We start from the raw sequence: 11,706 nt of genomic DNA on the forward strand, positions 1-11,706 counted from the left end.
GGAGCTTCCGGCGCTACTTTGCCCAACAGGGTGAGGTGGGAGCGCTCCCATACCGGTGGACCGGAACCCGTCGGCACAGGCGCCCCCACCTCCCCGCCATCCCCATGTGCAACCCCCCATGCGCAACGTTCCTCCCGACCGCCGAGCGAAGGGACGTGACTCTGTCATGCCTATGACAAGATCCACAACCGCTCCTCCCGGAACCCCACGATTACCGCGTCGCAGCTCCCGCGGTGCCCTGTTCCTCGTCCTGCTCGCCCTGCTCACCACGATCCCGGCCCTGGGTCTGATCGTCACGGCGGGCGGCAAGGCGGAGGCCCACGGCACCCCGATGAAGCCGGGCAGCCGCACCTTCCTGTGCTGGCAGGACGCCCTCACCGACACCGGTGAGATCAAGCCGATCAACCAGGCGTGCAAGGCGGCGCAACAGGTCAGCGGGACCACGCCGTTCTACAACTGGTTCTCCGTGCTGCGCTCGGACGGCGCCGGCCGCACCCGCGGCTTCGTGCCGGACGGGGAGCTGTGCAGCGGCGGCAACCCCAACTTCACCGGATTCAACAAGCCCAGCAGCGAGTGGCCGCTCACCCACCTCACCGCGGGCAAGACCGTCGACTTCTCGTACAACGCCTGGGCGGCGCACCCGGGTTGGTTCTACGTCTACGTCACCAAGGACGGCTTCGACCCGACCAAGACGCTCACCTGGAACGACATGGAGGCCCAGCCCTTCCTGAGCGTCGACCACCCACCGCTCAACGGCAGCCCCGGCACGGTCGAGGCGAACTACTCCTGGAGCGGCAAGCTGCCCGCCAACAAGTCGGGGCGCCACATCATCTACATGGTGTGGCAGCGCTCCGACAGCCAGGAGACGTTCTACTCCTGCTCCGACGTAGTCTTCGACGGCGGCAACGGCGAGGTGACCGGGATCCACGACCCGGGCAACCCCCCGACCGAGCCTCCGCCCGGCGCCTGCACCGCGACCCGCAGGACCACCGGCAGTTGGAGCGGTGGCTATCAGTCCGAGGTGACCGTCACCAACACGGGCAACGTCCCGATGCTCGGCTGGATGGTCAACTGGACGCTGCCCGGCGGCCAGAAGGTCGACAGCCTGTGGAACGGCAGCGCGACCTACACGGGCCAGGACGTGATGGTCCACAACGCCGGCTGGAACGGGTCGTTGGATCCAGGCAGGAGCGCGACCTTCGGGTACGTGGTCACGGGATCCGGCGGTGATACCGCCACGACCCTGCCCTGCCGGGTCGGCTGAACCGGCGCGCGGTCGTTCGCCCTTGAGCCGTCTGCGGCTCAAGGGCGAACGGATCCACTCAGTCGCTGGGGGACAGGTCGCTCTGGATGCCGGAGATCAGTGCAGTGATCTTCTGCATCCGGGGCGGGCGGCCCGGGAAGAGCAGTGGATGCCGTGGTGCGGTCTCGACGGTGATCGATTCCGCGGCGACGCTCACGGTGACGCGCGCGAACCAGCGAACACCGGTACCCATGTCGATGTCCCAGGTGCCCGGGCGGTAGGGCGTCACCCCTCTGACGCCCGGCAGGGACCGGATGGACTCCAAGGCCTGATCACTGCGGTCCGAGCGGAGCGTGACGCGGTGGACCGACCGCAGCGAGGCCGCTGAGATCCGCCGCGTCCGGTGGACCCGCACGAAGTGCGCCCCGGTGACCACCGCCGAGATCGCGGCGGCCACGACGGGAGCCCTCTGAAGAGCGTGTGCTCCGGCCTGGGGAACGGAATAGAAGAACACCCCTTCCAGGAACAGAAGGACAGTCAGGCAGAGGAAGAGGAACGTGAACTGCGCGGCCAGCATGGCGATCGCGATCATCACGATGCTCCCGGCTCCCTCGTCTTCCCGGGTCACCAGCAATTTCTTCCTCCCACCGCTTCGGGATAGAGGGGGACGAACATGTACCCGATCGTGGTCCACGTGGGGAACGTGGTTTTCATCGCGAAGCAGATGTGGTGGTTGTGGGCACGGTCCGCCGCGTCGATGATGAGTGCGGCCATGACGCCGAAGTAGGTGCCGATGGCCCACGCGCAGTACGCGCTCCCCTCACACATGACCAGCCCCAGCAGGGCGCCGACCGCCGCGCTCACGGCTGCGGTGGTCCAGCCCCAGTCCGCCATCAGGTTGTACAGATGGTTGCTTCCCCAGTGGCTCAGGTAGAAGGTGCAGGTGGCGTACCCGCACGTGACGTGGCCGTGGGGGAAAGTGAAGGCCCCGGAGACGTCGCTGTTGCCGACGGGGTTCTGGTAGGCGAAATCGTAGGCATTGGCGCTGCCGCCGGGAACGGGGTCGCGTTGGTCGAAGCGGCCCAGGTAGGGGTTGTAGCCCCGCACGCCCATGAGGATCTGCCCGGCTTGGCCCGTGCCCTCCCGCTGGGCGCCCGCCGTCCATCCGTACGAGGCCGTCGGGCCTGCTTCCACCAGCCCGAACTCGGTGTACGTGGACGTGGAAGTGACGGAGTCGCTCGCGACATCCTCCGTGGCCATGAGGTCGCCGTGCAGATCCATCAGCTGCAGCGACACACCCGACGCGGTGACGGTGGCGGCCAGGTGGTCGTTCGGCCCCAGCACGTTCCGCGACCAAGCGCCGTTGGACGCGGTGATCAGATCCGGCTTGTCGGACTGGTTGGCGTAGTCGTTGGTGAAGGTGATGCCGCTGCTCGCGACAGTGGTGGTGGAGGCGCGGGTGCCCGTCGGGTCCAGTGTCCAGCTGCTGGTGCCGCCGGCCTGTGCCTGGCTCGCGAGCATTCCGTTGGCGTAGAAGCCGGCTGTCAGGGCGCCGGAGCCGCCGGCGTCGACGGACGGGGTGGTCGTGATGTCACCGAGTGTGTCGTACGTGAAGCCCGCGTCGGTGATCCGGTCAGCCGCGTCGTACGTGTGGTTCTCGGTGGTGCTGGTACTGGTCTGACACGTGCCGTCCGGGTTGGGGGCGCTCGTCGTCAGGTTCGTGCGGTTGGAGTCGGCGTCGTAGCCGTAGGCACGGGTGGTGCACTGGCCGGACTGAGTGTCGGCCACGGCGGACAGCCGGTCCGCAGCGTCGTAGCTGTAGGTCTTGGTGGTGGACAGCTCCGTGCGGTTGGTCCAGTCCCCGGCGTCGTTGGTCTGGACGGAATCCGTCAGCGCACCGGCCCAGTCGCTGTTCGTGTAGGCCAATGAGGTCGCTGTCCCCGTCGCGTCGAACGTGTAGGTCGCCGTGGTGCCGCCGGGGTAGGTCTCGGTGACGAGGTTGCCGTCCGGGTCGTAACCGGCGCCGAAGGTCCCGGCATGTGCGTCCGTCTCGCTGGTGAGACTGCCGTCGTGCACGGTCCCGCCGTTGTAGCCGTACGTCGTGGTGTCACTGCCGTCGCTCCGGCTGACGACGCGTTCCGCCAGGTCGTAGGTGTAGTCGGTGACCCTTCCGTTGGCGTCCGCGTAACTGCTCGGGTCGCCGAAGTCGTCGTAGGAGGTTGCCAGATCCGCCGTCGCGTTCCCCGAGGCGTCCAGGCTCTGCAGATCGATGGGCAGGCCCGTCGTGGAGCTGTAGACGGTCTTGGCCGGAGCCACCGCGGATCCCATACCGGGTCCGGTCGTGGAAACGGTGCTGCGCGTCGTACGCCCGGCCGCGTCGTAGGTGGTGGTCGTGGTGCGGGTGGCACCGGTGCCGTCGGCCGCGGTGTACGTCTCGGTCCTGGTCAGTGGCTGCAGGTAGACGTTGTAGGTGTAGGTGGTGACCGGAAGGCTCGCAAGGCCGGACGTGTTCGGCTGGGCGGCGGGTTCGGTCTTGCAGACCAGGTCGGCCCAGGCGGGTTTGCCGCCGCAGTCCGAGTCGGCGCTGTTGCTGCCCGCGGTGTAGTAGACGGTACGGGTGGTGCCGGCGCCGCCACCGCTGGTGTTGCCGGGCAGGCGGGTTTCGACGGGAAGGAACTCTCCTCCGTAGAGGGAGCTGTTCTCGTTGTAGACGGTGGTGCTGGTGATGCCGAGGTGGCCGGTTCCGGGGTCGGTGACGGTCTGCAGCGGAGTGCGCAGGGTCCAGCCGGTGGTGTCCGTGCCGTTGCTGTAGAGGTACTGAGTGGTGCGGGCGTCGACGTCGGAGGAGCCGGGCGCGCCGGCGCCGAGACCGGCCGTCACCGTCTCGCTGGTCTTGAGCTGGTAGGGGTTGCCGTTGGCGTCCTTGTCGCCATTGGGGGCGTCCTGGTCGTAGACGTCGTGGGTGTGGGTCCGTACGGTCTGCAGGGTGCCGGCGGCCATCGCCTGGTGGGCCGGGCCGTAGGTGTCGAGGAGTTCCGATCCGTCGGCGGTGTAGCGGGACTCGGTGTCGAGCTGGCCGGCGACGGCTGCCGACGTGGAGCCGGCGGCGAGGGCGGTGGCTCTGTTGCCCGCGCTCAGCTCACGGATGTCGTTGCCGTACTGGTCGTACTCGGTGGTGCTGACGTTCCAGCCGTTGTCGTAGCCGGCTTCGTTGACCTGGCGGCCACTGGCGTCGTAGTACAGGATCTGCGCGTACGTCCAGTCCGAGGGCGGGCTGGAGGTGGGGGCGTGGTCCGGCGGGAAGATCGCGACGGCGGAGACCGGGGTGTCCTGCTGCCCCCACGTGGCGGTGGTGGCCGGATCCATGTCGAGGGGGCCGCCGGCGGCGGTGGTCAGCGGGACGCTGTAGGCGATGACGTTCTTCGCGGTGCCACTGCCGTGGGCCGCGTCGTGGGTGCGGGTCACCGAGACGACCTTGCCGAAATCGGCGTCACCGGGCGTGTAGTCGTATGCCAGTGTCCACGGTTGGAGGACGTTGCTCGGCTGGCCCCGGTCCTGGGCGGGATAGACGGCGGTGATACGGCCGTAGTCCGAGTCCGACGCGGCCTCGTCGTACAGGTACATCGACTTCAGCGGGGTGCTGACGCGCGGGTCCCACTCGTACTTCAGCCGGCCGGTGGAGTCGTAGGTGTAGTCGGCGACGGGGGTCTGGGTCAGGGTGCTGCCGTCGGAGCTGACGAAGTCGATCTCCGAGACGTTGCCCGTGGTCGCGTCGTACGACAGCTTCAGCGCCCGGCATCCGGCGTCCCAGGTGGCGGCGGCCGGCGGGTTCGGGCAGGAGGAGGTGGGGGAGGTGCCGACGGGGGCGTCGGCGTCCGGGGCGACGACCAGGATCGGCTTGCCGTAGGCGCTGTCCGAGCTGACGGCGTCGTAGACGTAACCGGTGTTGTCACCGCCGGCCTGCGTGACCACGGCGGGCAGGTAGGTGCCTGGGGCGCCTCCCGCCGGGGTGGTGAAGGTGGTCACGACGCCGGTGGTGTCGGCGAGGGTGAAGGCGCCGGACTTCTTGGTGAGGGTGAGGCCCGCGGTGACGGCCGGCCCCTGCGCGCTGTAGGTGGTGAGACCGTTGCCGTCGGTGCCGATGGTGGCGAAGGTCAGTTTGGAACCGTCGGCGCCGGTGAGGGTGGCGTAGCTGGTGGAGCTGGTGATGGAGGACCACGTCGCACTGGTGCCCGCCACGGGGAGGCTGGTGGTCCAGCCGGGACCGAAGACGGACGAAGCCGCGGGCGCCAGCGAGTTGAACGTGCGGGTGACGCCCAGGCCACTGCCGAAGCTCGCGATGGCGACATCGCTCGCGGTGATGGACGCGTTGCCCGACTGCAGGCCGATGGTGACGGGGCCAACTTCGGTGGTGCCGAAATCGGCTCCGGTACCGACGCGGTCGAGGGTGACGTTGACCGGCGGTGTGGTGGCCGGGTTGTTGCCGGAGGAGTCGGTGAAGACCGCCTCTGTCTGGAGCAGTCCGTCGTCGTTGAGCGTGCGCGTGACGTTCCATGTCAGCGCGGGCGACTGGACATCACTGGAGCCGGCGGTCACGTTCACCGGCCAAGTGACCGACGAGGAGCCGTTCGTGACGTCACCGGCGGGGATGGTGGTGAAGGCGCCGGACGTTCCCTTGCGGTACTGGAAGGTCACCTTCGTCGAGCCCGGTGGCGCCGTGGCCTTGAGGGGGAAGGTGGTGGAGGTGGTGGCCTGGTCGTCGGGCGCCGTCATGCCGGCTGATCCGACGCCGAAGGAGTAATTGCCCGCCGGCCCCGCGGTGTTGGCGTTGTTGTGGTCACGCGCCCACAGCGTGTGGAACCCGGCGGAGGGGGTGATGGTGATGGTGGGCGACGTGCCGGTGACCCAGTTTCCGGGGTCGTTGTCGAGACCCCAGGTGTAGGCGTAGGTGTCGGTGGCCGTGTCGGTCAGCGTGCAGGTGACACCGCCGCTGACCGCTGCGGTCCAGGTGCCGGCCGGGTAGCCCGGGCAGGAGATGCTGGGCGCGGGCGGTGTGATGGTGTCGATCGTGAACGACTTGGCGGTGGTCCAGGCCGAGTAGTCCGCGCCGTCGTAGGCGCGTACTTGCCAGGTGTAGGCGCCGTCGGCCAGGGCAGTCGTCGGCTTCCAGGTGGCGGCGGTGCCGGCGGTGACGAACGCGGTGTTCCCGGACGCCTTTACCGTCGTGCCGGACAGGATCTGGTAGTCCAGTTGCACCGTGTCACTGTTGGCGTCGGTGGCCGAGGACGAGAGGGTCGGAGTGCCGGTCGAGGTGTATGTCGTGGAGCCGACCGCGTTCGACGGTGATATCGACAGGCTGGACGGCGTGGCCGGCGGGTTGTTGTAGGTGATGGAGAACGTGGGGTTGGCGGCGAACCGGACAAGGTCGACGTCGTTGGTCTCGGTCGCGTTGTACAGGCCCAGCGTCCAGTGGTTGAGATCGATGTTCGCGATGTACTGCATGCCGGAGGTCACATTGAAGGAGACCGGCAGGTTCGGGCTGGAGCTCGTCGTGGTGAACGTCGCCGAACCGTTCGCGCTCGGGTAGTTCGGGTTGGACGCCCCGGTCGCCTTCGCCGGCTGGGTGTTCCACGTGGTCGAGGAGCTGATGGACCCGGTGGAGAACGCTCCGACGGTCGTGGAGTTGGAACCGGACGCCGCCGCGTAGGTGACGGTGGTGTTCAGCTTGGCCGAGACGATGTGCGCGCCGTAGATCGCCGAGGGGATGCTCAGGTTGTAGAACGTCCGCTCGATGCCCGTCGGGGACGAGAAACCCTGGTAACCCACCGCCAGGCCGCTGCCGGGAGCCGCGTCGTAGTTGGACACGGTCGGATACGCCTGCTGGACCTCGTCATACTGCAAGGTCGACCCGGACGCCGGATGGGGAACGTACGCCGGATCGATGAACACCGGATAGGTCGTCGTCCTGCCCCTCAGCAACGCCCGGTCCGGCGTCAGTGCCAGCCGGTGCCCGGCCAGCCCCACGCGCACCCGCGCCACGCGCGCCCGCGCGCCCGGACCTCGGATGCTGGACGAAACCTTGGAGGAAGCCGAGGTGGACTCGGGGGCTGCCGCACGCGTTCCCCCGTGCACCGGCGTGGTCGGCGCGGTCGTGCTGGAGTCCCACATGACCGGTGCCGGGGAGGTGATCAGCGCTCGCCCGTGGCTGTCCTTGAACGTCAGGTTGCCGCCCGCGTCGGCCGAGAGCTTCGTTCTGCCGCTGGTGGCCGTCGCCAGGGTCAGGTTCGCCAGCGCCGGGTCGGCGGCGGCCTTCGCGTTCTTGACGATCAGTGTCTCTTCCACGCCACCCGCGGGCGTGGCCGTGACCTCGAGATCCACACCGCTGGGGAGGACATCGGCATACGTGGCCGTCGCACCGGAAATCCTGGGCTTCGGCAGTGGCGTCGGCCAACTGATCGACAATTTCCGGCCGTCGACCGTCATCGTGGCCAGGGGACCGCTGCCGCCGCCCGACAGCACCAGGGGCGACTCGGAGCGAGCGGGGACCACGGTGTGCGCGTCGCTCCAGGTCAAGGTGGCGTCCAACGACTGCCACGAACGGCCACGCTTCACCCGGCGCGGCTGCGCCGAGACCGAATAGCTGAACGATCCGTCCGGGTTGGCGAACGTCTGCGAGGCGTCCGTCCGGTCAGCCAGCACTTCCACCCGCGAGTGCTGCGTCCGTGCGGCCATCATCGCCGCCACCGCGTCGGGACGGGCGCTCACGGCCTTCGCCCTGGCCTTGGCCGGGGCAGCGACCGCCGGGCCGGCGACCACCGTACCGAGGAAGGTCGAGAGCAGAGCACCGGTGACCACCAGCGCTGTCCCCCCGCCACCAGGCAGACGTCTCAGTCTGCTGTTGAACATGCGCAACCGCATCGCGCACTCCTTTTGCCGACGTCAGCTCACCACTGACTGTTCACAGATCACACACATGTGACCGCGAGCATGGCATTCGCCTGTTCAAGGCCCAGGCCTCGGCAACACAGCTGACCGAAAGGAGGCTTGACAGCCCCGGCGAGTTGATCACCGTGAGTATTCAATGAGTCGGGATCGGGCTCATCTTCGAGTGACGGTCCATCAACTGATGAGCAGTCAATGAATAAGGCAGGTGACATCGCCAAGAGGAACCCAAGTTGTTGCTGGTTGAACCTTTAGAGGATTTATGAATAAGTTTGAATGAATCCCCTCAAAGACGCCTATTGGGCGCTAAAGATTCTCACTCGTGACAATGGGGATCACCGCGCGCCGATCTCTTCAGCGGCGGTGAGGGGTTGGGTAAAGACAGACCCTTGAAAGTGCTCAGCTCCTCAGCACCCCGCGCAGCCAGTCCAGTTGACGGCGCACCTGCACCGCGTCCCCACCCTCGTGGCCGTTGAAGGGATACGCGTGGATCTCCTTGCGCGGGGCCGTGCCGGTCAGTTCCCCGTAGCGGTTGTACGCGGCGTACGCCCCGCTCGGCGGGCAGACCGTGTCGCGCAGGCCGACGCCGAAGTGGGCGGGGGCCTGGGCGCGACGGGCGAAGGAGACGCCCTCCAGGTAGGACAGGGTGCGGTACGCGGCCCGCTCGGCGCCGCGGTGCACGGAGAGGTACGCGGCGATCTCGCCGTAGGGACCCGCGTCGGTGAGGTCCAGGGCGCGCCGGATCCCGCACAGCAGCGGGGCGGTGACCACGGCGGCGGCCAGGTCGGGGACCAGTCCGGCGACGGCCAGGGCGAGTCCGCCGCCCTGGCTGTTGCCGACGGCGGCGGTGCGTGAGGCGTCGACGCCGGGCAGGGCGCGGACCGCGGTGACCGCGCGCACGGCGTCCGTGATGAGCCGCCGGTAGTGGTGGTCGTGCGGGGAGAGCAGGCCCCGTACGGCCGGGCCGGGGCCGCCCGGCGCCGAGGCGTGCGGGTCGGGGGTGTCGCCGCCGTTGCCGTACTGGTCGCCCTGCCCGCGGTTGTCCATCAGCAGATGCGCGTACCCGGCGTTCACCCAGGTCAGCCGCTCATGGGGGAGGCCCCGGCCACGCCCGTAGCCGGCGTACTCGACGACCGCCGGGAGCGGTTCGCCGACTCCCGCGGGTCGGCTGAACCAGGCTCGTACCGGGTCGCCGTCGAAGCCGCGGAACGTGACGTCCCAACTGTCCGTCAGGCGCAGACCGTTCTCCACCGGCCGCACCGACACGAGCACCTCCGGCTGCGCGGCCTCCTTCAGGGTGGCGTGCCAGAACTCCTCGAAGTCCGGGGGCTCCTGGAGGTCGGGGCGGTGGTCTTCCAGCTCCCTCAGTGGCAGGTCGAACGCGGGCACGGCACCTCGCAGGAGTCGGTCTGAACACGGAAACTTGCGACGGGAAAGCGAATTCGCCGGGTGTCATACCCAGGCGCAGCCGAATCCCAACGCCCCACAGGCGCCTCAAGAGATCGCCGCAACACCCATTGACAGCGGTTTCTCACTGCCCTTAAGTTGCCGCGAGTTACCGGTAAGCGCTCGAAAGTTTCGGTTGTCCATCCGTCCCCCGGGAGGCCCGAGCATGAGCACCACCACGTCGGCTCCACCCCCCGGCACCCAGGACCCACCCCCGACGAAGGCAGCCGCACGTTCCGCGCGCCCGGCCCCGCGCCCCGGTTGGCGGCGCGCCCTGCGCCGGGACTGGCAGCTGTACTCGCTGGCCGTCCTGCCGCTGCTGTTCTTCCTGGTCTTCCGCTATCTGCCGATGATCGGCAACGTGATCGCCTTCCGGCGCTTCGAGCCCGGCGGCTCGATGTTCGGCGAGGACTGGGTGGGCCTGCGCTATGTGCGTATGTTCCTCAGCGACCCGACCTTCTGGCAGGTGTTCCGCAACACCCTGTGGCTGGGCGGGCTCACGCTGGTGTTCTGCTTCCCGATCCCGATCGTCCTCGCCCTCCTGCTGAACGAGGTGCGCCGGCGCTCCCTGAAGCGGTTCGTGCAGTCGGTGTCGTACCTCCCGCACTTCCTGTCGATCGTGATCGTCGCGGGTCTGACCATGCAGATGCTCGCCACGGACGGCCCGGTCAACCACGTCCTCGGCTGGTTCGGCCACGAAGAGATCCGCTTCATCCAGGAACCCGACTGGTTCCGCACGATCTACGTCGGCTCGGAGATCTGGCAGACCGCCGGCTGGGGCACCATCCTCTACCTCGCCGCGCTCACCACCATCGACGAGGACCTGTACGAGGCGGCGCGCATCGACGGCGCCAACCGCTGGCAGCAGATCTGGCACGTCACCCTGCCCGGCATCCGCCCCACCATGATCACGCTGCTGATCCTCAACGTCGGCACCTTCATGGCGGTCGGGTTCGAGAAGGTCCTGCTGCTGTACAACCCGCTGACCTACCCGACCGCCGATGTGATCTCGACGTACGTGTACCGGGCGGGCGTCGAGTCCAACAGCTTCAGCTACGCCGCCGCCATCGGGCTGTTCGAGGCGATCATCGGCCTGGTCCTGATCACGTCCGCCAACACGCTCTCGCGTCGCACAGTGGGGACCAGTCTGTGGTGAGTGTCAACCGGACGGTGAGCGCCCATCGGCCCACCCGGGGCTACCGCGTCTTCCAGGGCGTCAACGGGGTGATCCTCACCCTCGTCGTGGTCGTGACCCTGTACCCGTTCGTCAACATCGTCGCGAGGTCCTTCAGCGGGGAGCGGCAGATCCGGGCGGGTGAAGTGACCCTGTGGCCCAAGGGGTTCAACCTCACCACGTACAAGATCGTGTTCCAGGACTCGATGTTCTGGCGGAACTACGGCAACACCGTGTTCTACACGGTCGTGGCGACCGCCGTCGCCATGGTCCTGACGACCTGTTACGCCTACGTCCTGTCGAAGAAGCACCTCAAGGGCCGCGGGGTGCTCGTCGGCATCGCCGTGTTCACCATGTTCTTCACCGGCGGCCTGATCCCCAACTACGTCCTGGTCACCAGCCTCGGACTGAAGAACAGCGTCTGGGCGATCGCACTGCCCAACGCGATCAGCGTCTTCAACCTGCTGGTGATGAAGGCCTTCTTCGAGAGCCTGCCGACCGAGCTGGAGGAGGCCGCGCAGATCGACGGCCTGAGCACGTACGGCATCCTGCTCAGGATCGTGCTGCCGCTGTCCAAGGCGGTCGTCGCGACCATGGTGCTCTTCTACACGGTGTCGTTCTGGAACTCCTGGTTCAGCGCGTTCCTGTACATGGACCACTCCGACCTGATGCCGGTCACCGTCTATCTGCGCAACCTCATCGCGGGGGCCACCGGCGGCGGCAACGCGGGCGCCTCCACCGCGGAGCTCAGCCAGGTCGGCGCGAGCATCCAGGCGGTCACGATCGTGCTCACCGCGCTGCCCATCCTCTGCGTGTACCCGTTCGTCCAGCGCTTCTTCGTCTCGGGCGTGATGCTCGGCGCGGTCAAGGGCTGACGTCCCCGCAACTCACCTACGCATCA

6 protein-coding genes are annotated in these 11,706 nt (G+C 68.0%); 3 read left to right on the top strand and 3 right to left on the bottom strand.

All coding sequences use genetic code 11. The annotated features are described in order from the left end of the window. The first annotated feature begins 172 nt into the window (after window positions 1–172). On the top strand, window positions 173–1,264 hold the full coding sequence (locus ACGFNV_RS18600) for a lytic polysaccharide monooxygenase (protein ID WP_393623717.1): 1,092 nt from the start codon (window positions 173–175) through the stop codon (window positions 1,262–1,264). A gap of 58 nt (window positions 1,265–1,322) precedes the next feature. Here ACGFNV_RS18600 and ACGFNV_RS18605 read toward each other — a convergent pair whose 3' ends face one another. From ACGFNV_RS18605 to ACGFNV_RS18615, 3 genes are all read right to left on the bottom strand, one after another. Next, the gene (locus ACGFNV_RS18605; protein WP_393623719.1) at window positions 1,323–1,871 is read right to left on the bottom strand and encodes a hypothetical protein; all 549 of its coding nucleotides are present in this window, start codon (window positions 1,869–1,871) and stop codon (window positions 1,323–1,325) included. After that, window positions 1,868–8,161 carry an RHS repeat-associated core domain-containing protein gene (locus tag ACGFNV_RS18610; RefSeq protein WP_393623721.1) on the bottom strand — a complete coding sequence of 2,098 codons (6,294 nt, stop codon included), beginning with the start codon at window positions 8,159–8,161 and terminating at the stop codon, window positions 1,868–1,870. Before ACGFNV_RS18610 ends, ACGFNV_RS18605 begins: the two co-directional genes overlap by 4 nt. A 423-nt stretch (window positions 8,162–8,584) precedes the next feature. Then, the gene (locus tag ACGFNV_RS18615; RefSeq protein WP_393623723.1) at window positions 8,585–9,574 is read right to left on the bottom strand and encodes an acetylxylan esterase; all 990 of its coding nucleotides are present in this window, start codon (window positions 9,572–9,574) and stop codon (window positions 8,585–8,587) included. Window positions 9,575–9,797: 223 nt separating this feature from the next. Here ACGFNV_RS18615 and ACGFNV_RS18620 point away from each other — a divergent pair, with 223 nt between their 5' ends. Then, entirely contained in the window at window positions 9,798–10,787 is a 990-nt protein-coding gene (locus ACGFNV_RS18620; RefSeq protein ID WP_393623725.1) for an ABC transporter permease, read from the top strand. Continuing rightward, window positions 10,784–11,680, top strand: coding sequence for a carbohydrate ABC transporter permease (locus ACGFNV_RS18625; RefSeq protein ID WP_393623727.1), 897 nt, complete (start codon window positions 10,784–10,786; stop codon window positions 11,678–11,680). Before ACGFNV_RS18620 ends, ACGFNV_RS18625 begins: the two co-directional genes overlap by 4 nt. Window positions 11,681–11,706 lie beyond the last annotated feature (26 nt).

Source organism: Streptomyces sp. NPDC048751, from assembly GCF_043198595.1.
Lineage (GTDB): Bacteria > Actinomycetota > Actinomycetes > Streptomycetales > Streptomycetaceae > Streptomyces.